At 68.0% G+C, this 26,192-nt stretch carries 21 protein-coding genes, 1 tRNA gene and 1 other RNA gene; 15 read left to right on the forward strand and 8 right to left on the reverse strand.

Annotated elements, in window-relative coordinates; all coding sequences use genetic code 11:
- Positions 1-74: 74 nt before the first annotated feature.
- From HQ314_RS21470 to tgt, 5 genes are all read left to right on the forward strand, one after another.
- Complete coding sequence (locus HQ314_RS21470) at positions 75-713, forward strand: TetR/AcrR family transcriptional regulator (RefSeq protein WP_051613574.1); 639 nt, start codon at positions 75-77, stop codon at positions 711-713.
- Positions 714-769: 56 nt separating this feature from the next.
- Positions 770-3,100: an MMPL family transporter gene (locus tag HQ314_RS15860; RefSeq protein ID WP_222633292.1), complete on the forward strand. Its 2,331-nt coding sequence runs from the start codon at positions 770-772 to the stop codon at positions 3,098-3,100.
- A gap of 66 nt (positions 3,101-3,166) precedes the next feature.
- On the forward strand, positions 3,167-4,900 hold the full coding sequence (locus HQ314_RS15865; protein ID WP_222650578.1) for an ABC transporter ATP-binding protein: 1,734 nt from the start codon (positions 3,167-3,169) through the stop codon (positions 4,898-4,900).
- Positions 4,897-6,831 carry an ABC transporter ATP-binding protein gene (locus HQ314_RS15870; RefSeq protein WP_222650579.1) on the forward strand — a complete coding sequence of 645 codons (1,935 nt, stop codon included), beginning with the start codon at positions 4,897-4,899 and terminating at the stop codon, positions 6,829-6,831. Before HQ314_RS15865 ends, HQ314_RS15870 begins: the two co-directional genes overlap by 4 nt.
- A complete protein-coding gene (gene tgt / locus HQ314_RS15875; RefSeq protein WP_027506617.1) occupies positions 6,828-8,045 on the forward strand; it encodes a tRNA guanosine(34) transglycosylase Tgt in 1,218 nt (405 codons plus the stop codon). The genes HQ314_RS15870 and tgt overlap by 4 nt, the downstream gene beginning before the upstream one ends.
- An 88-nt stretch (positions 8,046-8,133) precedes the next feature.
- On the opposite strand, the gene HQ314_RS15880 is transcribed toward tgt, so the two are convergent.
- From HQ314_RS15880 to HQ314_RS15895, 4 genes are all read right to left on the reverse strand, one after another.
- A complete protein-coding gene (locus HQ314_RS15880) occupies positions 8,134-8,877 on the reverse strand; it encodes a queuosine precursor transporter (protein ID WP_027506618.1) in 744 nt (247 codons plus the stop codon).
- A 78-nt stretch (positions 8,878-8,955) separates the two neighbouring features.
- Entirely contained in the window at positions 8,956-9,720 is a 765-nt protein-coding gene (locus HQ314_RS21785) for an RDD family protein (RefSeq protein WP_308119440.1), read from the reverse strand.
- 56 nt (positions 9,721-9,776) lie between these two features.
- Positions 9,777-10,667: a tRNA glutamyl-Q(34) synthetase GluQRS gene (gluQRS, locus tag HQ314_RS15890; RefSeq protein ID WP_222650580.1), complete on the reverse strand. Its 891-nt coding sequence runs from the start codon at positions 10,665-10,667 to the stop codon at positions 9,777-9,779.
- Positions 10,664-11,617 (reverse strand): LysR family transcriptional regulator, encoded by a 954-nt coding sequence (locus tag HQ314_RS15895; protein ID WP_261781760.1) that lies wholly within the window; start codon positions 11,615-11,617, stop codon positions 10,664-10,666. The genes gluQRS and HQ314_RS15895 overlap by 4 nt, the downstream gene beginning before the upstream one ends.
- Before the next feature lie 128 nt (positions 11,618-11,745).
- Between HQ314_RS15895 and HQ314_RS15900 the strand changes: the two genes are divergently transcribed.
- Complete coding sequence (locus tag HQ314_RS15900; RefSeq protein WP_222638985.1) at positions 11,746-13,131, forward strand: MFS transporter; 1,386 nt, start codon at positions 11,746-11,748, stop codon at positions 13,129-13,131.
- Between the two features lie 60 nt (positions 13,132-13,191).
- On the opposite strand, the gene HQ314_RS15905 is transcribed toward HQ314_RS15900, so the two are convergent.
- Together HQ314_RS15905 and HQ314_RS15910 are read right to left on the reverse strand one after the other, a co-directional pair.
- Positions 13,192-14,094: an alpha/beta fold hydrolase gene (locus HQ314_RS15905; protein WP_027506623.1), complete on the reverse strand. Its 903-nt coding sequence runs from the start codon at positions 14,092-14,094 to the stop codon at positions 13,192-13,194.
- A gap of 140 nt (positions 14,095-14,234) precedes the next feature.
- Positions 14,235-14,774: a hypothetical protein gene (locus HQ314_RS15910; protein ID WP_222650581.1), complete on the reverse strand. Its 540-nt coding sequence runs from the start codon at positions 14,772-14,774 to the stop codon at positions 14,235-14,237.
- Between the two features lie 33 nt (positions 14,775-14,807).
- Between HQ314_RS15910 and HQ314_RS15915 the strand changes: the two genes are divergently transcribed.
- The gene (locus tag HQ314_RS15915; protein ID WP_261770338.1) at positions 14,808-15,716 is read left to right on the forward strand and encodes a DUF2797 domain-containing protein; all 909 of its coding nucleotides are present in this window, start codon (positions 14,808-14,810) and stop codon (positions 15,714-15,716) included.
- Between the two features lie 50 nt (positions 15,717-15,766).
- Positions 15,767-15,901: a hypothetical protein gene (locus HQ314_RS21480; RefSeq protein ID WP_261770337.1), complete on the forward strand. Its 135-nt coding sequence runs from the start codon at positions 15,767-15,769 to the stop codon at positions 15,899-15,901.
- 43 nt (positions 15,902-15,944) lie between these two features.
- On the opposite strand, the gene HQ314_RS15920 is transcribed toward HQ314_RS21480, so the two are convergent.
- A tRNA-Ser gene (locus tag HQ314_RS15920) sits at positions 15,945-16,029 on the reverse strand.
- A gap of 82 nt (positions 16,030-16,111) precedes the next feature.
- Between HQ314_RS15920 and ffs the strand changes: the two genes are divergently transcribed.
- The 7 genes from ffs to HQ314_RS15955 all read left to right on the forward strand — a co-directional run bounded on the left by ffs (position 16,112) and on the right by HQ314_RS15955 (position 24,995).
- An RNA gene (ffs, locus tag HQ314_RS15925) (signal recognition particle sRNA small type) lies at positions 16,112-16,206 on the forward strand.
- 41 nt (positions 16,207-16,247) lie between these two features.
- On the forward strand, positions 16,248-17,534 hold the full coding sequence (locus HQ314_RS15930) for an aminotransferase class I/II-fold pyridoxal phosphate-dependent enzyme (protein ID WP_222650582.1): 1,287 nt from the start codon (positions 16,248-16,250) through the stop codon (positions 17,532-17,534).
- 133 nt (positions 17,535-17,667) lie between these two features.
- Positions 17,668-18,573: a type IV toxin-antitoxin system AbiEi family antitoxin domain-containing protein gene (locus HQ314_RS15935; RefSeq protein WP_222650583.1), complete on the forward strand. Its 906-nt coding sequence runs from the start codon at positions 17,668-17,670 to the stop codon at positions 18,571-18,573.
- Positions 18,574-18,585: 12 nt separating this feature from the next.
- Positions 18,586-19,170, forward strand: coding sequence for an HhH-GPD-type base excision DNA repair protein (locus HQ314_RS15940; protein WP_222650584.1), 585 nt, complete (start codon positions 18,586-18,588; stop codon positions 19,168-19,170).
- 46 nt (positions 19,171-19,216) lie between these two features.
- Positions 19,217-21,448: a DNA polymerase III subunit gamma and tau gene (locus HQ314_RS15945; protein ID WP_222650585.1), complete on the forward strand. Its 2,232-nt coding sequence runs from the start codon at positions 19,217-19,219 to the stop codon at positions 21,446-21,448.
- Positions 21,449-21,624: 176 nt separating this feature from the next.
- Positions 21,625-22,836, forward strand: coding sequence for an acetyl-CoA C-acetyltransferase (locus tag HQ314_RS15950; protein ID WP_027506628.1), 1,212 nt, complete (start codon positions 21,625-21,627; stop codon positions 22,834-22,836).
- 8 nt (positions 22,837-22,844) lie between these two features.
- On the forward strand, positions 22,845-24,995 hold the full coding sequence (locus tag HQ314_RS15955; RefSeq protein ID WP_222650586.1) for a 3-hydroxyacyl-CoA dehydrogenase NAD-binding domain-containing protein: 2,151 nt from the start codon (positions 22,845-22,847) through the stop codon (positions 24,993-24,995).
- A 50-nt stretch (positions 24,996-25,045) separates the two neighbouring features.
- On the opposite strand, the gene HQ314_RS15960 is transcribed toward HQ314_RS15955, so the two are convergent.
- Positions 25,046-26,185 (reverse strand): lipase family protein, encoded by a 1,140-nt coding sequence (locus tag HQ314_RS15960; RefSeq protein ID WP_222650587.1) that lies wholly within the window; start codon positions 26,183-26,185, stop codon positions 25,046-25,048.
- Positions 26,186-26,192: the final 7 nt, after the last annotated feature.

Below are 26,192 nucleotides of genomic sequence, written 5' to 3' on the forward strand. Positions count from 1 at the left end.
AGCGTGGTGAGCGTCACAAAAGTGCACACCACTGCAAACTTGCCGAGCCGTGCAAGTTCCGTACTGTGGGATTCGTGAGTTCCGGACTACGCGACCGCAAGAAGGCGGAGACCCGTGCAGCGCTCAGTGCTGCCGCGATCCGTCTCGGGCGGCAACAGGGTTTCGACACCGTGACCGCCGAGGCGATCGCCCGCGACGCGGGGGTGTCGACGCGCACGTTCCACAACTACTTCTCCAGCAAGGAAGAAGCGGCGCTGTACTACCTCGAGCAGGCAGCGTTCGAGTGGGTGGACCTGATCGAACACCGTCCGCAGGACGAGGACTTCTGGGACACGGTGCGCGCCATCGTCTTCGAGATCGTCGACGATCCCGAGCGCGAGTTGACCGAGACTGTCGCGGTCGCGCGGTTCGTCGAGGAGTCGCCGGCTCTGCTGGCGAAGAAGCTCGAGTTCGACCGCTCGCTCTCCGCGGCGTTCAAGAAGGCCGTGGCCCGGCGCACCGGGCTCGATCCCGATCGGGACCTGTACCCCTCGTTGGTCCAGGCCGCGGTGGGCGCCACCGTCAGCGCCGCACTCGGATTCTTCGCCGAGGCATCCGAGAAGGGCTCCACCACAGCAGAATCCGCCGGCGAGGTGGTCCGCCTCGCCATGCAACAACTCGAACGGGGCTTCCGAGCGCCGCTCACCGGTTCCACCCCGCTCCCGCCCGACTGATCGCGCGTCCGTCCGTCACCCGCAGTACGACACCCCCCCGAACGAGGAGAACTCTCATGGCCACCTTCCTGTATCGCATAGGGCGGTTCTCGTACCGTCGGAAAGGCATCGTGCTGCCGATCTGGCTCGCCATCCTGGTGTTGGCCGGTATCGGCGCGGCCACGTTGTCCGGCCCGACGAGCACGTCGTTCTCCATCCCGGGAACCCCCGCCCAGGCTGCGCTGGATCTGCAGAAGGAGCGCTTCGGAGGCGGCGAGGATCCGCTCACGTCGGCGTCCGCGCAGTACGTGTTCCAGGCACCCGCGGGCACCACGCTCGACTCGCCCGAGAACACGGCGGCCATCGACGGCGTCATCGCGAACATTCGCGGCATCGCCGCCGTGAAGGACACGGCCAAGGCCGATCCCGCGGCCGGACCGGTGCCCGAGGGTGCCATGCCGCTCCTCGATCCGATCGCCGGCAACCAGGCGATCGTCGATCAGTACGCGGAGGCCGGTCTCGCGCCGGACGTCGCGGCCGCGAACGCCGCGGCCGTGTCGCCGCTCTCACCGGACAAGACCATCGGCATCCTCGACGTGCCCATCACCGGCACCGTCACCGATGTCACGGCCGAGATCCGCACCGAGCTGACCGACGCCGCCCAGCCCGCCCGTGACGCAGGGCTCACCGTCGAGATCGGTGGCAGCGCCATGCAGGCCGCCGAGCCGCCCGGCGGCACCGCCGAGCTGATCGGCCTGGCCGTCGCCGCCGTCGTCCTCGTCGTCATGTTCGGATCGCTCGTCGCCGCCGGACTGCCGCTCATCACGGCCATCGTCGGCATCGGCGTCACCAGTCTGACCATCACCACCGCGTCGGGCTTCGCCGAGCTCACCCAGTTCACGCCGATTCTCGCCATCATGATCGGCCTGGCCGTCGCCATCGACTACTCGCTGTTCATCGTCGCCCGGTTCCGTAACGAGCTGAGCGAGACGGACGACCGTGAGGAAGCCGCGGCACGCGCCGTGGGAACCGCTGGCAGCGCCGTCGTCTTCGCCGGCACCACGGTGCTCATCGCGCTCGTGGCACTGCGCGTCGTCGGCATCCCGTTCCTGTCCCAGATGGGTCTGGCCGCCGGCTTCGGTGTCTTCGTCGCCGTCCTCGTCGCGCTGACCATGCTGCCCGCCGTCCTCGGACTCTTCGGCGCGAAGGCGTTCGCCGGCAAGATCCGCACCGTGCCGGACCCCGAGCACGACGACAAGCCGACCAACGGCTTGCGATGGGTGCGCATGGTGATCAAGCGTCCCGCACTGGTGCTCATCGTCGGTGTCGTGATCCTCGGTGTCATCGCCGGTCCCATGACGTCGCTGCGTCTGGCGCTTCCGTCGGTGGCCACCGCCGAACCGGGTACCCCCGCTCGTGAGGCGTACGACCTGGTCGACCAGGGCTTCGGCCCGGGACGCAACGGTCAGCTGCTGATGGTCGTGGACGCGAGCAACGTCCCCGAGGCCGATCGGACGGCGGCCTTCCAGGCCGTCGTCGACAGGGCGGCGGCGGAACCCGACGTGACCAACGCACAGCAGGCCGGGCTCAACCCGGCGGGCGACACCGCCCTGGTGTCGGTGACTCCCAAGAGCTCACCGATCAGCGAGGACACGCAGAACCTGGTGACCGCGCTGCGCGACGCCCGGGGTGGTCTGGAATCCGAGTACGGCGTCACCTACGGCGTCACCGGCCAGACGGCGCTCGAGATCGATGTGTCGGATCGGCTCCAGAAGGCCCTGATCCCGTACCTCGCAGTCGTCGTCGGATTGGCATTCCTGCTGCTCATGGTGGTGTTCCGATCGATCCTGGTGCCGCTGACGGCGACGCTCGGCTTCCTGCTCAGCGTGCTCGCCACCTTCGGTGCCACCGTCTTCATCTTCCAGGAAGGTGGACTGGGACTGATCTCCAACCCGCAGCCCATCGTGAGCTTCATGCCGATCTTCCTGATCGGTGTGGTCTTCGGACTCGCGATGGACTACCAGGTCTTCCTGGTGTCCCGGATGAGGGAGGCGTACGTCCACGGGGCGACCGCGAGCGATGCCATCGTCACGGGCTTCAAGTACGGCGCCCGCGTCGTCGCTGCCGCGGCGGTCATCATGATCTCGGTGTTCGCGGCGTTCATGCTGGAACCGGACTCGTTCATCAAGTCCATCGGTTTCGCTCTCGCGGCCGCCGTGTTCTTCGACGCCTTCATCGTCCGCATGATCCTGATCCCCGCGGTCATGGCGCTGCTCGGCGACAAGGCCTGGTACCTGCCGAAGTGGCTGGACAAGATTCTGCCGAACGTGGACATCGAAGGTGAGAAACTCGTCCGCAGGACGGACGAGACCGCACCGGCGACCCAGCAGCCGGCGAACCGGAGCTGAGTCGATGAACTGCACCCACCACGCCTGTCGTCCGACGGGTCCTGTCGAGAAGGAAGGATGCACGACGTGTTGATCTCACTTCTCCGCCGGTATCTGGCGCCGTACCGCGGCGCGCTGACAGGCGTGGTGGTGCTGCAGTTCGTGGCCACCGTGGCCTCGCTGTACCTGCCCAGCCTCAACGCCGACATCATCGACAACGGCGTGACGACCGGCGACACCGGCTACATCCTGTCGACCGGCTCGATCATGCTGGCCGTCTCCGCCGTGCAGATCGCGTGCTCGATCGGCGGCGTCTACTTCGGAGCACGCGCCGCCATGGCGGCCGGCCGCGACATCCGCGGGGCGCTCCTCGACCGCGTCGGCACTTTCTCGGCGCGCGAGGTCGGGACGTTCGGCGCTCCGTCGCTCATCACCCGCAACACGAACGATGTTCAGCAGGTGCAGATGGTGGTTCTGATGGGCTGCACCATCCTGGTGATGGCGCCCATCATGTGCGTCGGCGGCATCGTCATGGCTCTGCGCGAGGACTTCGGACTGTCGTGGCTCCTCGGTATCGCCGTTCCTGCGCTGGCGCTGAGCATGGGCTTCGTCGTGGTCCGCATGGTTCCGGCATTCAAGGTCATGCAGAAGCGCATCGACACGGTCAACCGCGTTCTGCGCGAGCAGATCACGGGCATCCGCGTGGTGCGCGCCTTCGTGCGCGAGCCGTACGAGGTGGAGCGTTTCGACGACGCGAACACCGCCCTCACCGCCACCGCACTGCAGGTCGGTCGTCTGGTGGCGCTCATGTTCCCGGTGGTCATGCTCATCAGCAACGTCACCAGCGTCGCGGTGATCTGGTTCGGCGGTCACGCCGTCGACGAGGGACGCATGGAGATCGGATCGCTGACGGCCCTGCTGAGCTACATCATGCAGATCCTGATGTCGGTGATCATGGCGTCGTTCATCGCGATGATGATCCCGCGCGCCAGCGTGTGTGCCGAGCGCATCACCGAGGTGCTCGACACGAATTCGTCCGTCGTGCCCTCCGCGAAGCCCGTCGTCTTCGCCTCGGCGCCGTCGACGGTGGAATTCGACAAGGCCGCCTTCGCGTATCCCGCGGCCGATCACCCGGTGCTCTGCGACGTGTCGTTCCGGGCGACGGCCGGAACCACCACGGCCGTGATCGGCAGCACCGGCTCGGGCAAGACGACGCTGATCAACCTGATCCCGCGTCTCATCGACACGACCGACGGAGTGGTGCGCGTGGGCGGAACCGATGTGCGAGAACTCGATCCGGAGGCGCTGCGAGCGGAGATCGGACTGATCCCCCAGCGGCCCTTCCTGTTCTCCGGCACCATCGCCTCCAATCTTCGCTACGGCAAGGAGGACGCCACGGAGGCCGAGATGTGGGACGCACTCGAGGTGGCGCAGGCCGCCGACTTCGTCCGCGAGATGCCCGAGGGTCTCGAGACCCCCGTCGCCCAGGGCGGCACCACCGTCTCCGGTGGGCAGCGTCAGCGACTGGCCATCGCCCGCGCCATCATCCGGCGGCCGAGCATCTACGTCTTCGACGACGCGTTCTCCGCTCTCGACCTGACGACGGACGCGAATCTCCGAGCGGCCCTGCGCCCCATCACACGTGACGCCTGCGTCATCGTCGTCGCGCAGCGGGTGTCCACCATCCGCGACGCGGACAGCATCGTGGTGCTCGACGACGGCAGGATGGTCGGCCTCGGTACGCACGACGAGCTGCTCGAGACGTGTCCCACCTATGCCGAGATCGTCGACTCGCAGCGCACCGCAGCGGGTGTCGCATGACGCGGCCCGGCGGTCCTCCCGGTCCCGGTGCTCCCGGCACGAAGGCGATGAGCTTCGGACCGTCCGTCAGGCGGCTACTGCGCCGGCTACTTCCGCAGCGCATGCTGCTCACGGTGGTCCTCGTGTTCGCCGTCGCCAGCGTCGTTCTCACCGTTCTCGCCCCGAACATCCTGGGCCGAGCCACCAACCTCATCTTCGACGGCATCGTCGGCCGTTCGCTCGACCCCTCGTTGTCCAAGAAGCAGGTCGTCGACGGTCTCCGCGCCTCGGGTGAGGGCACACGCGCCGACATGGTGTCGAGCATGGACGTCGTCCCCGGTCGGGGAGTCGACTTCGACGCCGTCGGCAAGGTCCTGGTCCTCGTCCTGATCCTCTACATCGGGTCCGCACTGCTGTCCTGGGTGCAGGGCTACATCCTGAACATCGCGCTGCAACGCGTCATCAAGCGTCTGCGTACCGACGTCGAGAACAAGATCCACCGGTTGCCGTTGCGCTACTTCGACTCCCACAAGCGCGGCGACGTGCTCTCGCGAGTCACCAACGACATCGACAACGTCTCGCAGAGCCTGCAGCAGACACTCAGCCAGCTCGTGGTCTCGGTGCTCACGGTCTTCGGCATCCTGGGCATGATGCTGTGGATCTCGCCGCTGCTCGCACTGGTCGCGATCCTGACGGTGCCGCTGTCGATCGTGGTGACGGCGATGATCGCCAAGCGCTCGCAGCCGCACTTCATCGCGCAGTGGAAGCAGACCGGCGCGCTCAACGCACAGGTCGAGGAGGCCTACACCGGCCACGAGCTGGTCAAGGCCTACGGCCGCCAGCACGAGACGGCGCGGGTGTTCCACGAGAGCAACGAGGAGCTGTACCAGGCGAGCTTCCGGGCACAGTTCATCTCCGGAATCGTCATGCCCGCCATCATGTTCCTGGGCAACCTCAACTACGTCGCCATCGCCGTGGTGGGCGGACTGCGCGTCGCGTCCGGCACGCTGAGCCTGGGCGAGGTGCAGGCCTTCATCCAGTACTCCCGCCAGTTCACGCAGCCGCTCACACAGATCGGCTCGATGGTCAACCTGCTCCAGTCGGGTGTCGCCTCCGCGGAGCGCATCTTCGAGATCCTCGACGCCGAGGAGGAGGGCGCCGATCCGTCGGCACCCGTCACCCCCACCACGCGCAGTGGACGCGTCGAGTTCCGGGACGTGTCGTTCCGCTACGAACCGGAGCGTCCGCTCATCGACGGGCTGTCCTTCGTGGCGGAGCCCGGCCAGATGGTCGCGATCGTCGGCCCCACCGGTGCCGGCAAGACGACGCTCGTGAACCTCGTGATGCGGTTCTACGACATCGATTCCGGCTCGATCACGCTCGACGGTGTGGACACGCGTGACATGACGCGGGCGACGCTGCGATCGCGCACCGGCATGGTGCTGCAGGACACCTGGCTGTTCGGCGGCAGCATCCGCGACAACATCGCGTACGGCAACAGTGGCGCCACCGAGGAGTCGATCATGGAGGCGGCGCGGGTGAGTTACGTCGACCGTTTCGTGCACTCGCTGCCCGACGGGTACGACACCGTCATCGACGAGGAGGGCAGCAACGTCAGTGCGGGCGAGAAGCAGTTGATCACCATCGCGCGCGCGTTCCTCGCCGACCCGGCCGTGCTGATCCTCGACGAGGCCACCAGCTCCGTCGACACCCGTACCGAGCTGCTGGTGCAGAAGGCCACCGCGGCCCTGCGCAGCGATCGCACGAGTTTCGTGATCGCGCACCGCCTCTCCACGATCCGCGACGCCGATCTGATCCTGGTGATGGAGAACGGGTCCATCGTGGAGAAGGGCACGCACGACGAGCTCATCGCGGCGCGCGGCGCCTACCACCGTCTCAGTGCGTCCGGCCTGCAGGAGCAGCAGTTGGCGTCTGGTTCGATGGGGGCATGACCGACCTCTTCACAGTCGAGACCCGTATCGAGGACCATCTCGGTCGAACCGGCACCCTGCGGACGCCGCACGGCGACATCGAGACCCCCGCGTTCATCGCCGTCGGCACCAAGGCCACCGTGAAGGCGGTGCTGCCGGAGTCGATGAAAGAGCTGGGCGCACAGGCGGTCCTGGCGAACGCCTACCACCTGTACCTGCAGCCGGGGCCCGACATCGTGGACGAGGCCGGGGGACTCGGCACGTTCATGAACTGGGACGGCCCGACGTTCACCGACAGCGGCGGGTTCCAGGTGATGTCGCTCGGCGTCGGGTTCAAGAAGGTCATCTCGATGGACGCCACTCGGGTGGAGTCTGACGACGTCATCGCCGAGGGCAAGGAGCGCCTCGCGCACGTCGACGACGACGGCGTGACGTTCAAGTCCCACCTCGACGGATCGCGGCACCGCTTCACTCCCGAGGTGTCGATGCAGATCCAGCACCAGCTCGGCGCGGACATCATGTTCGCGTTCGACGAGCTGACCACGTTGATGAACACCCGTGCGTACCAGGAACAGTCGCTGGACCGTACGCAGGCGTGGGCGGTGCGGTGCATCGCCGAGCACGAGCGCCTCACGGCCGAGCGCGCCGACAAGCCGTACCAGGCGCTGTTCGGTGTGGTGCAGGGTGCGCAGTACGAGGACCTTCGTCGGAAGGCGGCACACGATCTCGAGACCATCGTCGGCGAGACCGGGCGCGGATTCGACGGCTACGGCATCGGCGGCGCTCTGGAGAAGCAGAACCTCGGCACCATCGTCCGCTGGGTGAACGAGGAACTGCCCGAACACAAACCGCGCCACATGCTCGGGATCAGCGAGCCGGACGACTTCTTCGTCGCCATCGAGAACGGTGCCGACACGTTCGACTGCGTGAATCCGTCACGCGTGGCCCGGAACGCGGCGATCTACACACCGGACGGGCGCTTCAACATCAACACCGCGCGGTTCCGTCGGGACTTCACGCCGATCGACGAGGAGTGCGACTGCTACACCTGCGCGCACTACACGCGGGCGTACATGCATCACCTGTTCAAGGCCAAGGAGATGCTGGCCTCGACCCTCGCCACCATTCACAACGAGCGGTTCACCGTGCGGCTGGTGGACGACATCCGCGCCTCCATCCGCGACGGGCGGTTCCAGGAGTTCAAGAAGGACACGCTGGCGCGCTTCTATTCCTGAGCCGCAACTCCCCGCGAGTACGTCAATAGTGTCGTGATGTCGTGCTCGACAGCGACAGTATCGACGTACTCGCGGGGCAGGGGTGGGGTCAGTCCGGGGAGTAGGTCGGCTCGCGCTTCTTGATGTACGCGATGACGGCGTAGGTGATCGGGAGCACGAGCACCTCGACAAGGGTCTTCCACAGGAAGCCGACGATGACGTAGTTCACGAAGTCGGCGCCCGTCGTGATGCCGATGACGCCGGCCGCGATGCTGCAGAAGATCAGGGTGTCGAAGAACTCGCCGACCACTGTCGACCCGATGAGGCGGGCCCACAGGTGCTTCTCCTTGGTGCGTTCCTTGATCTTCACCAGCACGATGGAGTTCAACAGCTGTCCGACGGTGTAACCGGCGAGACCGGCGAGGACCAGGCGCGGCACGACGCCGACGACGGTCTCGAGTGCGGCCTGGTTCTCGTAGAACGACGCGGCGGGGAGTTCGATGGCGATCCAGAAGCAGACCGATGTGAGCAGGAGAGAGCCGAAGCCCAGGTAGATGGCGCGGCGCGTCGCCTTGAGCCCGTACACCTCGCTGAGCACATCGCCGAGGATGTACGCGAGGGGGAAGAGGAAGAACGCGCCGTCGGTGTTGATGGGGAGAATCTGGAAGGGCCCGAGCGAGACGTCGGACGCGGCGAAGAAGGCGACACCCTTGCTGGCGGCCACGTTCGAGATCAGCAGTGTCGCGACGAAGAGCGCGACGATGGCGGGGTAGAAGCCACGGCTGATGTGGGCGAACGAGGCCTGTCCAGACGGAGTGTCGCCGTCGGTGGCGGTGGAGTTGGTTGCAGTCACCGGTCGATCCAAGCACCGAGACGACGACGGGCGCGAATCCCCGAAGGGATCCGCGCCCGATGTCGGTGTGTGCGGAGGCTACTTCTTGACCACCTGGGTGCCACCGGCGAACTGATCGTGCTTGCCCTGCTTGGTGGGGCTCGAGTTGACCGTGACGGCGATGACGATCACGGCGATGAACGCGAGCAGACTACCGAGGAACGGGATGATGTTGAGCAGCGTGAACGCGTTGCGGATCGCGGACTGCTGCAGCGTCGGCCGCGGCGTGCCGGCGGGACCGTGCACCTGGAGTCCGAGGATCTTCTTGCCGAGTGTCGCGCCCTGGCTGACCTCGAGGCCGACGAAGTACGCGAACGTCAGGACGCCGGAGAAGAGTCCGGTGACGAGGATGTTGTCGGTCGCACCGAAGATCGCGGCGAGGATCAGCGCGACGATGCCGACGATGATCCCGTCGATGATGCGCGCGCCCAGTCGAATGCCGAGCCCACCGGGCTGACCGCCGCCGGGCACTCCACCGAAGTTCGAGCCACCGTAGTTGGTGGTGTTGTCGAACTGCGGGGGCGTCGGGTAGCCACCCTGCTGGGGGTAGCCGCCCTGCTGGGGGTAGCCACCCTGCTGTGGCGGGACGTTGCCCTGCGGCGGCGGGTAGTTGCCCTGCGAGGGCGGGGGGTAACTGCCCTGCGAGGGCGGCGGGTAGGACCCCTGCGACGGGGGCGGGTAGGAACCCTGCTGCGGCGGCGGGTAGCTGCCGGGGTTCTGCGGATCCTTGCTCGGGTCGAAACCGCCTGTGGTCATGATGTCCTTCTCGTACGGGTTGACGTGTCGGAGTCTTCTCGCGGCCACCTTACGTCCGTTACGCCCCGACCGGTGTGCGATGTTCCGTTGCAACGGGGTCTCGATCAGTGACCGAGCACGAACCACGGCTCCCTCGGGAGCAGGTCCAGGGACCAGTGCGAGGCCAGGTCGGACAGCGATTCGTGCGTGCGCTCGGACGGAACCCCGATCGACGACGCGATCTCGGCGCGGACGTCGGACACGGTCTGCCCGGCGGCGAGTCGGTCGCGCAGGGTGACGGCGCCGTCCCGCTTGGCGAGGCGCTTGCCCGTCGGTCCGAGAGCGAGCGGGACGTGCACGTACTCCGGGATCTGCACGCCGAGCAGACCGGCGAGGTAGGCCTGACGCGGCGCCGACGCGAGCAGGTCGTCCGCGCGAATCACCTGGTCGACGCTCTGGAACCCGTCGTCGACGACGACGGCGAGGTTGTAGGCGGGAACGCCGTCCGTGCGCTGGAGGACGAGGTCGTCGACCACGCCCGTGAACTCGCCGACGAGGGCGTCGGTCACGGTGAACGACCGCGTGTCCGAACGCAACCGCAGCGCGGCGCGTCGGCCCTCGGCGCGGCGGGACGCGCGTTGCGCCTCGGTGAGATTCCGGCAGGTTCCGGGGTACGCACCCTCGGGAGCGTGCGGTGCGGACGCGGCCTGCTGGATCTCGCGGCGGGTGCAGAAACACTCGTAGACACGGCCGTCGGCGGCGAGGGAGGCGATGGCCGCGGCATAGGACTCTCGGCGATCCGATTGCCGCACCACCGGCCCGTCGACGGTGATGCCGACGGCGGCGAGATCGTCGAGCTGACGGTGCTCGGCGCCCGGTCGCACGCGATCGAGGTCCTCGACGCGCAGGACGAATCCGCGTCCGGTTCCGCGGGCGAGGAGCCACGCGAGCACAGCCGTGCGGAGGTTCCCGATGTGGAGGTCGCCGGAGGGGCTCGGTGCGAAGCGGCCGTTCACTCGCCGCGACCCATGAGCTCGTCCCGTCGGGACGCGACCTCCGTCCGCAGCGCGTCGACCACCACCCCGACCTCGGGGCGGCGCAGCGTCTCGCCGCGCACGACCAGCCAGTAGGCCAGGGTGACCGACACCTCCGAGCGCAGGATGCGCACGAGATCGCGGTGCCGGTCGGCCATGAAGCACGGCAGCAGGCCGATACCGGCGCCCGCCCGCGTGGCCTCGACGTGCACGAAGACGTTGGTCGAGCTCACCGAACTCCGCATCACCGGGACGTCCGACGACGGGGGAGCGTCGCCGACGGCGACGGAGCGCGCGAGATCGAGGTCGTCGACGTGGAGCATCGACTCGACGAAGTAGACGAGGGGATGGCCGGCGAGGTCGAGTCGGGTGGTGATGGTGTCGTGGTCCTCGAGGTACTCCGGAGTGGCGTACAGACCGAGGCAGTACTCGCCGAGGTGCACGGCCTCGGCGCGGTGCACCTGAGGCGTGCCGACGACGATCTCGATGTCCATTCCCGACCGTTGTTGCGAGGCGCGTCGCGTCGCGGCGACCAGTTCCACGGACACCTCGGGGTGCCGTTCCTGCACACTGACGGCGGCCGGCGCCGCGATGTAAGCGCTGAATCCGTCGGTCGCGGAGATGCGGACGACACCGCGCAGCGACGCACCGCCCGGGTCCACCAGGCCGCGCACCACGCTGTCGACCGTCTCGGCCGCGGCGAGTGCGTGTCGGCCCAGGTCGGTGAGTTCCCAGCCGCCCGAGGTGCGGACGAGTACCCGACCACCGAGTGATTTCTCCAGTGAGGCGATGCGGCGCGACACCGTCGTGTGATTGACACCGAGGCTGTCTGCGGCGGCGGTGAAGCGGCCGCTGCGCCCGACGGCGAGGAGGACGAGAAGATCGTCCGCGCTGGGCGGCGTGTGCGCCGAGGAGCGTCCGGACGAGGTCATGTGTGCATCTTTGCAGTTCGGTCGTGCGCGCGCGGCCATTGTGCGGCGCGGTGATCTGCGTCGATACTCGACTCGGCGTGTGCCGTGGGTCACTGTCCCGGCACCGGAGACTCAGCAAGGAGAATGTCATGTCGGTTGTCGACAGGGTGGATCGCGACGAGGAACCGTCGGGTCTGCGGAAGGTGGTCGCCGCATCCATGGCGGGCACCGTGGTCGAGTGGTACGAGTTCTTCCTCTACGGCACGGCGGCGACGCTCGTGTTCAGCAAGATCATGTTCGCGGAGGGAACCAGCGAACTCGACGCCATCCTGGCGGCCTTCGTCACGTACGCGGTCGGCTTCGTCGCACGACCGCTCGGTGGCATCGTCTTCGGTCACTTCGGTGACAAGTACGGACGTAAGAAGCTCCTGCAGTTCTCGCTGGTGCTGGTCGGCGCCGCCACCTTCCTCATGGGCTGCCTGCCGACGTTCAACCAGATCGGGTACTGGGCGCCGGCACTTCTGGTGACGCTGCGCTTCATCCAGGGCTTCGCGGTGGGCGGTGAGTGGGGCGGCGCAGTGCTTCTCGTCGCCGAGCACAGCCCCAACAAGAGCCGCGGCTTCTGGGCCAGTTGGCCGCAGGCCGGTGTCCCCGGCGGCAACCTGCTCGCGACGGTCGTCCTGTTGGTGCTCACCACCGTGCTCTCGGAGGACGCGTTCCTCAGCTGGGGCTGGCGTGTCGCGTTCTGGCTGTCCGCCGTCATCGTCTTCGTCGGCTACTACGTCCGCACCAAGGTCACCGACGCACCCATCTTCGTCGAGGCGCAGAAGCAGGCCGAGGTCATCAAGGCCGCGTCGTACGGCGTCTTCGAGGTCGTGAAGCGTTACCCGCGTGGCGTGTTCACCGCGATGGGCCTGCGCTTCGGCGAGAACGTCATGTACTACCTGGTGGTCACCTTCTCCATCACCTACCTCAAGGTCGAGGTGGGAACCGACACCAGCACCATCCTGTGGTGGATGCTCATCGCGCACGCCGTGCACTTCGCGGTGATCCCGTTGGTCGGTCGCCTGGCGGACACCGTCGGACGCCGTCCGGTGTACCTCGTCGGTGCGGTCACCGCCGGCACGTGGGGCTTCTTCGCCTTCCCCATGATGAACAGCGGCCACAACGTCGTCATCATGCTGGCGATCATCATCGGACTGGTGTTCCACGCCTTCATGTACGCCACCCAGCCGGCGATCATGTCCGAGATGTTCCCCACGCGTATGCGGTATTCCGGTGTGTCCCTGGGCTATCAGGTGACGTCGATCGTCGCCGGGTCGCTCGCGCCGATCATCGCGGTGAAGCTGCTGGACGTCTACGGCTCGTCCGTGCCGATCGCCTGGTACCTCGCCGGCTCCGCGCTCATCACGCTGATCGCCGTCGTGGTGGCTCGTGAGACCAAGGGCATCGCGCTCGAGAGCATAGACATCGCCGACGCGAAGAACCTGGCCACCGAGGCCGAGCTCGCGAAGGCCGGTATCCCGACGAAGTAGGCACGCACACAGCATCGCGCCCTCTCCCGCATGACGGGAGAGGGCGCGTTCGTGTGTGTGTCAGGCCTCGGCGACGAGGTGCGGACGCGAGGCACCGGCCTCGCAGTCACGCATGAACTCGGTGAAGATGCGGTCGAAGCGGTCGGGATTGTCGAGATGCGGGAAATGCCCTGCCCTCTCGAAGATCTCGACGCGGCCGTGCGGCAACTCGGCCCGAGCGTTCTCGGTGTGCGAGTTGGGGATGATGCTGTCGCGCGCACCCCAGACCAGCATCGCCTGGATGTTGGGGAAGTTGGCGAAGTGCGGTGTCGCACTGATGGTCTGACCGCGGAAGCTGATGACGGAGCGGGCGGTCGCGAGGAACGCGCGGCGGGTGCCGGCGTCCTGGACCGACCCGAAGCTGCGCCACGCCTCGGAGGAACTGGCGCTCATCAGGGGGAGTCCCAGCTTGTCGAGCCGATCGATCGCGAGATCGGTGAGGCCCCGCACGGTGCGGTTCGCCATCAGCGGGAGAACGAATTCGCTGCCCGGCAGGGTGGCCGCACGCAGGAGCGGGCTCACCTCGGGGCCGAGTCCGCCGCTGGCGATGAGCACCATGCGCTCGACCAACTCGGGGAACAGGTACAGCGTCTGCATCGCGATGCCACCGCCGAGCGAGTGGCCCACGAACGTCGCCGACGTGATGTCCAGGCTGTGCAGCAGGTCGCGCACCGTCGCGGCGTGGGAACTGATGGAGTAGTCCCCGGCGGGCTTGTCCGATTCACCGTGGCCGAACAGGTCCGGCACGATGACGCGGTACCGCTGCGACAGGGTGTCGATCTGCGGTTCCCAGTTGTGATGGGAGCCCAGCAGCCCGTGGATCAGGATGACCGCGGGGCCGTGTCCGATGTCCAGGTACTTCAGTTCGTTGCCGTGCAGACTGAGTGTCTGCATGTCCGGCTGTGCGGTATCGAGTGCCGCCATGGGAGATCCCTCCGTTGTACTACCGCTCCAGTGTGCACGCTGGTGGGCGGCGGGGAGCCGTTCCGCGAGCATGTGATCCCAGACATTCACTGCCCGGCGGCGGTGTCGGTCACAAGAGGTTTCGGTGGCGAACGACGCGATCAGTGCGTCAGATACACCTTCACCGCCACGACGATCGCGGCCAGCACTGCGGTGGCGATACCGGCCAGGACCAGGCGAAACGACAGTCCGCGGCCGCGCAGACGCTCGGCGACCACCGGGATCGACGCGATACGCAACGTCACCAGACCACCCGCGAGCCCCTGCGCGAGTGCGCCGGGCAGGATCTCGAGCCACGCCAGCGCCAGCAGCAACGACGGCGCGACGCCCGAGGAGGCGATCGGCAGCGAGTCCCGCAACTCCTCGCGCCAGTCGACGGTGTCGTCGTCGACGGTGCCGGCCGCGACGGCGTCCGCGAAGATGTGGGCGAGGAAGGTGGTGAGCGTGGTGCCGATCACCAACAACGCCGCCGTACCGTTCGCGATGGACGACGGACTGGCGGCGACCACCACGGTCATCACCAGCACGTTTCCGTAAACGTAGGCCGAGAGACGTCGGGTGGCGCGGTGCGGGGGCAGCACGCCGGCCCTGCGCGTCGTCACTCGGCGGTAGAGGGATCCGACGGGTCCGGGTGTGCTCATCCCGGGAATGCTGCCAGGTGGAGAGGAGTCGCGATGGCCCTGGTCGTGCGCGGTGTCGGGTGGCCACGCGGGGAGCCGCTGCTCGGAGTCACCGACACGGACACCGGCGAGGTGACGTCCCGGCCGGTGCTGTCGTCCGCACTGCGATACCGCGCGCTCGACGCGCCGGGTGTGCTCTGGTGCATCGGTCGCCGCGCCGAGGACGGCCGTCCCGTGGCCTGCCCGAACGGTGCGCGCGCCACCTCCGGGGTGCACTGCGACGCCTGTGTCGCGGCGGATCCGTACCGGTTCGTCCACATAGTCCACCGGCAGGACTTCCTGTCGAAGGGGCTCGAGAGCGTCGTGATGCAACCGCACTGGCTCTACGTCGCGACCTTCGCCGACGGGACGGACAAGGTGGGAACGGCGGCGGATCCTCGGAAATGGGGACGGCTCACCGAGCAGGGCGCTGTGGTCGGACGCTACGTCGCACGGGCGGTCGACGGACGCGTGGTGCGGCACCTCGAGGACGCGATGACCGACACTGCCGGTCTGCGCCAGGCCGTGCGCGCCGCAGCCAAGGCGGCGGGGTTGACCCGCCCGATCGACCTCGCCCGCCTCGACCGATCGAACGCCGACGCGGCGACACTGGCGCGCGAGGTGCTCGCCGACCTCGGTCCCGACTTCTCCGACGACGACTTCCGTGTCGTCGACGAGCAGTGGGAGCCGCCCGCGGGCCGAGAGGCGGCCTTCACGGGTCGGCGCACGGCCTATCCGCTGGACACTGCCGTCGGTGCGCACGGCCTGACCGTGCAGTGGTGCATCGGTTCCGCCGTCGGCGCGACGGTGGCGGAGGATCCGGATGCCGTCTACGTCGCCGACCTGGCCCGACTGCGGGGCCGCCGCATCGAGTGGGGCGAGTTCGACACCGCGCTGCCCGCCATGCAGGAAGCACTGTTCTGAGTTTGTCCCCGGCCGCCGCGTGGCATTCGTGAGCCATGCCGACCTATCGAGTGAGAGACACCAGCGACGACTCCATCCTGGCCACCGCCGAGCACGAGGACGTGTCGACGGCCGAGGCGTGGGCGGCCGGCGTCGTGGAAGGGCTCGACCCGGCTCCCGTGACCTGGGTGCTGGACAGAGAGTGAGAACGAAGAAGACCCCCGTGCAGTGCACGGGGGTCTTTCTCTGCGGAGGATAGGGGATTTGAACCCCTGAGGGCGTTAACCCAACCCGCGTTCCAGGCGAGCGCCATAGGCCACTAGGCGAATCCTCCGTCGGCTACCTTACCGGCGACACCCCCGTTGAGACGAATCGGGTCGGTTCGGTGGTGCGCGGGGGATGTGGCTAGACTCGTCCACGGATCCCGCGCGGCGCGCATCCTGTGAACTCCCCCAGGGCCGGAAGGCAGCAAGGGTCAACGGGCTCTGCCGGGTGCGCGGGGTCCCCTTAACTTCCCGCCACGCGCAGTCGCCTCGAAAGGCCCTCCTCGCCATGACCGGCCAAGCTCAACTCGGACTGATGAACCCCGACGAGATGGCCGCGGAGCACGAGAAGCGCACCGCCGAGTACGAGGCACTGGTCGCACGCGGACTCTCGCTGGACCTCACCCGCGGCAAGCCGTCACCCGAGCAGCTCGATCTCGCGGCCGGCCTGCTCACCCTGCCCGGTGAGGACTACCGGGACGGCAAGGGCACCGACTGCCGCAACTACGGCGGACTGCAGGGTCTGCCCGAGCTGCGCGCCATCTTCGGTGAGCTACTGAACATCCCGGCCGCGAACCTGATCGCGGGAAACAACGCGAGCCTCGAGATCATGCACGACCTCGTGGTGTGGGGGCTGCTGCACGGCACCGTCGACTCGGTGCGTCCGTGGTCGGCCGAACCCGTCGTCCGCTTCCTGTGCCCGAGCCCCGGTTACGACCGGCACTTCGCCATCACCGAGAGCTACGGCATCGAGATGATCCCGGTGACGATGAACGAGGACGGCCCCGACGTCGCCGAGGTCGAGCGGCTGGTCTCGGGCGATCCGCAGATCAAGGGCATGTGGTGCGTGCCGAACTACGCGAACCCCACGGGCGCGGTGTACTCGGAGGAGGTCACCCGCGCTCTCGCGACGATGCCCACCGCGGCCGCCGACTATCGGCTGTTCTGGGACAACGCCTACGCGGTACATCCGCTGGCAGACGAGTTCCCGCCCGCGTACGACGTGCTGAGCCTGGCAGCGGATGCCGGTCACCCGAACCGTCCGTACGTCTTCGCGTCCACGTCGAAGATCACCTACGCCGGTGCCGGCGTCAGCTTCCTCGGTTCGTCGTCGGCGAACCTCGACTGGTACCTGGGCCACTACGGCAAGAAGAGCATCGGCCCCGACAAGCTCAATCAGCTCCGCCACCTGCGCTTCTTCGGTGATGCCGACGGTGTGCGCGCACACATGGCGAAGCATCGCGAGATCCTCGCGCCGAAGTTCGCGATGGTCCAGGAAATCCTCGACGACAGGCTCGGTGCCTCGAAGGTCGCATCGTGGACCGAGCCCGACGGTGGCTACTTCGTCAGCCTGGACGTGCTCGACGGCACCGCAGCGCGCACCATCTCCCTGGCGAAGGACGCCGGCATCGCCCTCACCGGCGCCGGCTCCGCCTTCCCGTACAAGCGCGATCCCGACGACCGGAACATCCGCCTCGCCCCCAGCTTCCCGTCCACCGACGAGTTGTCCGCGGCGATGGACGGCGTGGCCACCTGCGTGCTGCTGGCCGCGACGGAGAAGCTGCTCGGGTCGTAGTTCGGTCGGGTTCTCACACCGATTCCGGCAGGTTTCACCGGCTGCAACCCCTGTGAGTTGCGGAAACCGGTGACGGTTCGACGCCTGTGGATGGCCATGAGCAGCATTCCTGGATCTCGGCCACGATCGTCACATGAGCGACGAGGGCGGAGCCGCAGAACTGATCCGGCGCGCGGATCTTCTCGGCCGAGGTGTGTCCGACGCCGAGATCCGCAGTGCACGCAGGTCCGGGTCCATCGTGGCCGTGCGGCGGGGGTGTTTCGTCGACAAGCGGCGTTTCACCGACTCCGCGCCGGAGGCTCGACACCTTCTCGCAGCCCGGGCAGCCCTGGCCGCAGGCGGACCGGGTCTCACGCTCAGCCACGAGTCGGCCGCGCTGGCGTGGGGCATGTCGTTGTGGCAGGGACCGCCACCGCTGGTGCACCTGACGGTCGACAGGCCGACCGGCGGACGTGTCGACGCGGTACGGCACCTCCACACGCATCCACTCGCCGATGTGGACGTGGTGATGCGTGACGGTGCGAGAGTGACCTCCGCGGCGCGGACCGTAGCGGATCTTGCGTGCGCCTCGAGCTTCGAAGCCGCTGTGTGCGTTGGCGATTCGGCGCTGGCATGCACTCCGACATCGATCGACGACATCACCGAGGCCATCCGCGGGTGTGGCCGTCGGCGCGGCGTCGCGGGCGCTCGACGTGCCGCCGCATTCTTGGACGGTCGTAGCGAGAGCGTCGGCGAATCGCGCAGTCGGGTGTACCTCGATCGGCACGGGCTCCCCGCGCCCGAGCTGCAGATCGAGATCGTGATCGACGGGCGCACGTATCGGCCGGACTTCCTGTGGGAGGACCAGCGCGTGCTCGGTGAGTTCGACGGGATGGTGAAGTACACCGGTGGGGGCGAGGCGACCGAGAGCGTGATGGTCGCCGAGAAGCTCCGGGAGGACGCTCTGCGTGCCGCCGGGTGGATCGTCGTGCGGTGGACGTGGGCGGACCTCGTCGACGGTCGGCTGGCGCAGCGCATTCGTGCTGCGCTGTCCGCGTGAAAGAATGACGCCATGGCCACGACGCTGAACCTGGTGGGGGATCCCGACGCCGACGCCCTGCTCGCCTCCGACCCGCTCGCGCTGCTGATCGGGATGTTGCTCGATCAGCAGGTACCGATGGAGTCGGCGTTCGCCGGTCCGAAGAAGCTGGTGGATCGCATCGGGTCGCTCGACGTCCGCGCGATCGCCGAGATGCCGGAGGACGACTTCCTCGCGATCTGCTCCACCCCACCCGCGGTGCACCGGTTCCCCGGGTCGATGGGCAAGCGGATCCAGTCGATGTGCTCGTACATCGTCGACGAGTGGGACGGCCGCGCCGACGCCATCTGGACGGACGGCGACCCGGACGGCAGAGAAGTGCTGAAGCGACTGAAGGCGCTGCCCGGGTACGGCGATCAGAAGGCGCGCATCTTCCTGGCTCTGCTGGGCAAGCAGATGGGTGTGGAGCCGGCCGGGTGGCGCGACGCCGCCGGATCGTACGGCGACGACGGCTCCCGACGATCCATCGCCGACGTGGTCGACGCGACCAGTCTGGGCGAGGTGCGCGAGTTCAAGAAGGCGGCCAAGCGGGCCGCCAAGGAGAGCGCAGGATCGTAGGTTCCCGCCGACCGTTCTGTCGGTCGACGTCGGTACTCTCTCTCGCGTGGCCCTGTACCGGAAGTACCGTCCAGCGACGTTCGCGGAAGTGGTCGGGCAGGAGCATGTCACCGAGCCTCTGTCCGTCGCACTGGACTCGAAGCGCATCAATCACGCCTACCTCTTCTCCGGCCCTCGCGGGTGTGGCAAGACGTCGTCCGCACGCATCCTGGCGCGGTCGCTCAACTGCGTCCAGGGTCCGACGTCGACGCCGTGCGGAGTGTGCGGCTCGTGTGTCGCGCTCGCTCCCGGCGGCCCGGGCAACCTCGACGTCATCGAGCTCGACGCGGCCAGCCACGGCGGCGTGGACGACACCCGTGAGCTGCGTGACCGCGCGTTCTACGCGCCTGCGGAATCGCGCTACCGCGTCTTCATCGTGGACGAGGCCCACATGGTCACGACGGCGGGCTTCAATGCGCTGCTCAAGATCGTGGAGGAGCCGCCCGAGCACCTGATCTTCGTGTTCGCGACCACGGAGCCGGAGAAGGTGCTGCCGACCATCCGCAGCCGCACCCATCACTACCCCTTCCGGTTGCTGCCTCCGCTCGCCATGCGCGGTCTGATGGAGCGCATCTGTGCGGAGGAGAAGGTCACCGTGCAGGATGCGGTGTACCCGTTGGTCATTCGTGCCGGTGGTGGCTCCCCGCGCGACACCCTCAGCGTGCTGGACCAGCTGCTCGCCGGTGCAGGTGACGAGGGTGTGCAGTACACCCGCGCACTCACTCTGCTCGGCGTCACCGACGTCGCGCTGATCGACGAGGCCGTCGACGCACTGGCCGCCCGGGACGGTGCCGCTCTGTTCGGCACCGTCGAGAAGGTCATGGACGCGGGCCACGATCCCCGCCGGTTCGCGGTGGACCTGCTCGATCGGCTGCGCGACCTCATCCTCATGCGTGCAGTCCCCGATGCGGGGGAGCGCGGACTCGTCGACGCCCCCGCCGACATGCTCGAGCGGATGCGCGACGAGGCGGAGCGCATCGGCCCGGCCACGCTGGCCCGATTCGCGGAGACGGTGCACGCCGGACTCGGTGAGATGCGCGGCGCCACGGCTCCCCGGCTGTTGCTGGAGGTCATGTGTGCGCGGATGCTGCTGCCGGCGGCGTCCGATGCGGAAAGTGCTGTGCTGCAACGGTTGGAGCGACTCGAACGGCGCCTCGACGTGACCCTGCCCGCAGGCGAGGCCGCTGCGGTCGAGGCCGAACATCAGCACGACCGCCTCGAGGCGGCGGCGCAGCAGCAGACGTACCGCCGTCCGTCCGAGCGGGCGGCCGAGCCGGCCGCCGCTCCCGCGCCCGTCGTCGACGCCCCCGCAGCCAGAGTCGCTGCACCGGAACCGGTCACACCCGAACCTGCGCGCCCCGAACCTGCGCGCCCCGAACCTGCGCGCCCCGAACCGGCCGCAGCGCAGCCGCCCGCAGCGCAGCCGGCCACCCCTGAGCCCGAGCCGACCCCTGAACCCGAGCCGACCCCCGTAGCCGTGGAACCCCCGGCCGCCGAACCGACGACACCCGAGCCCGCCGAGAGGGCACCCGAGCCGGCAGAGACCGCCCCCGAGACAGCACCCGAGCCCGCCGCGCCGAGTCCCGCCGCGGCGGAGGGTCCGGATGCCGCGGACGTGCGCGCCGTCTGGTCCGAGGTGCGGACGAAGGTGCGGGAGCGCAGCCGCACCGTCGAGGTGATGCTCTCGGGCGCCACCGTGAAGTCCGTCGGGGACGGGGCGATCGTGTTGGCTCACGACTCGGTACCGCTGGCCAAGAGGCTGGTCGAGCCCCGCAACGCCGAGGTCATCAAGGACGCGCTGCGTGACGTCTTCGGCGTCGAGTGGACCGTGGTCTGCGAGGCGGGCGACGGCACCGCCCGGTCGGCGGCACCGGCGCCGGCATCCGCCCCGGCCGAGCGCCCGGCGTCCACCGGCCCTCGGTTCTCGCGCCCGAGCAGGTCGGCGCCCACCCCGGAGCCGGCACGGCCGGCGCAGTCCGGCAGCGCCCCGGCGCGGTCGACGCCCTCGCGCCCGTCCGACGACGACATCCCCCCGCCGCCCGAGGAGCCCGACTATCCGGACGACCCGGGTCCCTCGCCGTACGACGGTCCACCTCCCCCGGAGAGCCCGGAGGAGCAGGAAGAGCTCATGAAGCAGGCGAAGGAGCCGGTCGATCCGTCGACGCGTCGCGATCCGGACGAGGTCGCGCTCGAGCTGCTGCAGTCCGAGCTGGGTGCCACCCCGCTGAAAGACGTCTGACCTGCTGCTGACGGTGTGAAACACCGGCAGGAGTGTCACAGTGCGCGCTCGTTTCGGTCCTTTCGGCAGCGCGGCTCCATGCCTAGGATGAATGGCGTCGAGGTCTGTCCTCGTGGGCGCCGGTGTCTCCAGTGCACCGTGCTGCCCGAGTCTCACGTCGGAAGGAACTGTGTTCAGTGACCACAGAGGCATACATCTACGAAGCCATCAGAACACCGCGAGGTAAGGGCAAGAACGGGTCGCTGCACTCGGTCAAGCCGATCTCGCTGGTCACCGGGTTGATCGACGAGCTCCGCCGTCGTTTCCCCGACATGGACGAGGATCGCATCTCCGATCTGATCCTGGGCGTCGTCTCGCCCGTGGGAGATCAGGGTGCCGACATCGCCCGTACCGCGGTGCTCGCCGCGAAGATGCCCGACACGGTCGGCGGCTTCCAGCTCAACCGTTTCTGCGCGTCCGGCCTCGAAGCCGTCAACCTCGCCGCGCAGAAGGTGCGGTCGGGCTGGGACGAGCTCGTCATCGCCGGTGGCGTGGAGTCGATGTCCCGCGTTCCCATGGGATCGGACGGCGGCGCGTGGGCCATGGACCCGCAGACCAACTACGACACCTACTTCGCCCCCCAGGGCATCGGCGCCGACCTCATCGCGACGATCGAGGGCTTCACCCGTGAGGACGTCGACGCGTACGCCGCGCAGTCCCAGGAGCGCGCTGCAGCCGCATGGTCGGGTGGCTACTTCACCAAGTCCGTCGTGCCGGTCACGGACCAGAACGGTCTGCTGATCCTCGACAGTGACGAGCACATGCGCCCCGGCACCACCGTCGAGTCGCTCGGCAAGCTCAAGCCGGCCTTCGAGGGCATCGCCGCGATGGGCGGGTTCGACGACGTCGCGCTGCAGAAGTACCACTGGATCGAGAAGATCGATCACGTCCACACCGGCGGTAACTCGTCGGGCATCGTCGACGGTGCGGCCCTGGTCGTCGTCGGCAGCGAGGACGCCGGCAAGTCGATGGGCATGACGCCGCGCGCTCGCGTCGTCGCGACCGCCACCAGCGGCGCCGACACCACCATCATGCTGACCGGGCCGACGCCCGCGTCGAAGAAGGTGCTGGCCGCGGCCGGCCTGACGGTCGACGACATCGACCTGTTCGAGCTGAACGAGGCATTCGCCTCCGTGGTCCTGCGCTTCCAGCGCGACCTGAAGATCCCGGGCGAGAAGCTCAACGTCAACGGTGGCGCCATCGCGATGGGCCACCCCCTCGGTGCCACGGGCGCCATGATCACCGGCACCGTGCTCGACGAGCTCGAGCGTCGGAACGGCCGCTACGCACTGATCACCCTGTGCATCGGCGGCGGCATGGGCGTGGCCACCATCATCGAGCGAGTCTGAGGAACAGCATGAGTGACAACATGATTCAGTGGGACCAGGATGCCGACGGCATCGTCACCCTGACGATGGACGACCCGAACCAGGGCGCCAACACGATGAACGAGCTCTACAAGACCTCGATGGGCGCCACGGTCGACCGCCTCGAGGCCGAGAAGGACTCCATCACCGGTGTCGTCGTCACCTCGGCGAAGAAGACCTTCTTCGCCGGTGGCGATCTCAAGAACATGATCAAGGCCGGCCCCGCCGACGCCCAGCAGATCTTCGACGAGGTGCAGACGGTCAAGTCGCAGCTGCGTCGGCTCGAGACGCTCGGCAAGCCTGTCGTGTCCGCGATCAACGGCGCCGCACTCGGTGGCGGCCTGGAGATCACGCTGGCGACGCACCACCGCATCGTCGCGGACGTTCCCGGTGTCCAGCTCGGCCTGCCCGAGGTGTCGCTGGGCCTGCTGCCCGGCGGCGGCGGCGTCACCCGCATCACCCGCATGATGGGTATCCAGAACGGCTTCATGTCGGTGCTGTCCCAGGGCACGCGATTCCGCCCGGCCAAGGCGCTCGACCTCGGTCTGGTGCATGAGGTCGTCGGCAGCGTCGAGGAACTCGTTCCCGCTGCGAAGGCATGGATCAAGGCCAACCCCGAGGGCGGCGTCGCCCCGTGGGACGTCAAGGGCTACAAGATCCCCGGCGGCACGCCTTCCAATCCCAAGCTCGCGCAGATCCTTCCGGCGTTCCCGTCGAACCTGCGCAAGCAGATCAAGGGCGCGCCGATGCCGGCACCGCTCGCGATCCTGTCCGCCGCGGTGGAGGGTGCGCAGGTCGACTTCGACAACGCGTCCACCATCGAGTCGCGCTACTTCACGTCGCTCGTCACCGGCCAGGTGTCGAAGAACATGATCCAGGCATTCTTCTTCGACCTGCAGGCGATCAATGCCGGCAAGTCCCGCCCGGACGGCTACGAGAAGACGCAGTTCACCAAGGTCGCCGTGCTCGGCGCCGGCATGATGGGCGCGGGCATCGCCTACGTCTGTGCCAAGGCCGGAATCGACGTGGTGCTCAAGGACGTCGAGCAGGTGTCCGCGGACAAGGGCAAGGCGTACTCCGAGGCCATCGAGGCCAAGGCGCTCTCACGCGGCAAGACCACGCAGGAGAAGTCGGACGCGCTGCTGGCGCGTATCCACCCGACGGCCGATCCGAAGGACGTCGAGGGTGCAGACCTCGTCATCGAGGCGGTCTTCGAGTCGCAGGACCTCAAGCACAAGGTCTTCCAGGAGATCGAGGACCTCGTCGCTCCCGATTCGCTGCTCGGCTCGAACACCTCGACGCTTCCCATCACCGGTCTCGCGACGGGTGTGAAGCGCCAGGAAGACTTCATCGGTATTCACTTCTTCTCGCCCGTCGACAAGATGCCGCTGGTCGAGATCATCCGTGGCGACAAGACCTCGGATGCCGCTCTGGCCAGAGCATTCGACCTCGTGCAGGCCATCAAGAAGACCCCGATCGTCGTCAACGACAGCCGTGGCTTCTTCACCTCGCGCGTGATCGGCACCTTCATCAACGAGGCCATCGCCATGCTGGGCGAGGGCGTCGAGCCCGCGACCATCGAGCAGGCCGGTCTGCAGGCGGGCTACCCGGCGCCGCCGTTGCAGCTCTCCGACGAGCTGACGCTGACGCTGATGCAGAAGATCCGCAAGGAGACCTACGACGCGATCGTCGCAGCCGGCGGAACTCCTCCCGAGGATGCCGCGGGCGCGGTCATCGACAAGATGGTCGACGAGTTCGAGCGTCCGTCGAAGGCCAAGGGTGCCGGCTTCTACGAGTACGTCGACGGCAAGCGCACCGGCCTCTGGTCGGGTCTTCGTGACGCCTTCAAGTCGGGTACCTCGGAGTCGTCGTTCGAGGACCTCAAGGAGCGCATGCTCTTCATCGAGGCGATCGAGACGCAGAAGTGCTTCGACGAGGGCGTGCTGAACACGACGGCCGACGCCAACATCGGCTCGATTTTCGGTATCGGCTTCCCGGCGTGGACCGGTGGCGTGCACCAGTACGTCGTCGGCTACGAGGCCGCGGACGGCTCGATCGGCAAGGAGGCGTTCGTCGCCCGTGCCGAGGAGCTGGCCAAGCAGTACGGCGAGCGGTTCACTCCGCCTGCGTCTCTGCGCTAGTCACGAGTACACGACAGCCCCGCACCTCCTGGTGTGGGGCTGTCGTCGTCTCAGCTCAGGACGCGCGCGGCGAAGTCGAGTGATGCGGGCATGGAGGCCATCAGGGTGCCGATGTGATCGGGCGTCGGAAAGGTGACCAGCTGGAAGTCCGTACCGGCAGCGGTCATCCGGGCCGTGTGGACGAACATGAGCGGAGCCGGAACTGTCTGATCGGAGAGGCTCTGAGTCACGAGGAGCGGCCGGTCGTAGCCACTGACGGGGACGGCCTGCATCTGCTCGAGCACGGGGGCCAGCGGCGTCAACGGGCGCGTGAGGAGCTCCCCGAACTGGGCCGGGTGCGCCGAGCGATAGTCGCGGAACTCGGTGCCGCACAGCGTGGTCGCAGCGTCGAGATACTCGACGCCCTTCGGCGTCAGGTACTGCCGGACGTCGAGTTCCGGACGCTGGTCCGCCAGTCCGGCGAGGGTGTAGAAGACGTAGCCGAGAAAGCCGCTGGGGACGACCGGCGGGAGAACCGGACCGACCAGCGGGAGCACGGTGTCGAGCCCCGTCGGGCCGGCCACGGACACGGCGCCGCGGAAGTCGAGGTCCGGTGCGCGGGTGGATGCCGCTGCGGCGGTGAAGAAGGACGTGTTGCCGCCCTGGGACAGGCCGGTGGTGATCCATTCCGGCGAGAGCCGATCGCTGAGCATCGTGTGTGCTGCGCGGACGATGTCGATCGCGTTGGCACCGGCGGCGGGTCCGTCCAGATAGGCGTGCACACCCGGAGTCCCCATGCCCGCGTAGTCGGTGGCCACCACGGCGTGGCCGGCGGCCAGCCACGCCTCGATCGCCGGACGCTCGTACTGCGCGGTGCCCGTCGCCGACGGTGCACACGAGTCGGCGACACCGGTGGTGCCGTGGGCGTAGGACACGACCGGCCATCCGTCGGCGGGAGCATCGCCTGTCGGCACGAACACCGTGCCCGTCGACTCCCCGGCCTGCTCGGCCGTCCGCAGCGTGGAGTAGCGCACCACATAGCTCTCCGCGGCGCCGGCGGGTGCCAGCGCGGGATCGAGCGCGGTGCTGGAGAGCACCGTGCCCGCGGCCGTCTCGGCGGACGCGGGAGCAGGGACGAGAAGGACGGACGACGCGAGTGCGACGCACGCGACGAGGACCGGTGGACAGAATCGTCGGGGAAGAGAAGTCACGGACAGC

Origin of the sequence: Rhodococcus sp. BP-332, from assembly GCF_019836065.1 — a bacterium.
Lineage (GTDB): Bacteria > Actinomycetota > Actinomycetes > Mycobacteriales > Mycobacteriaceae > Rhodococcoides.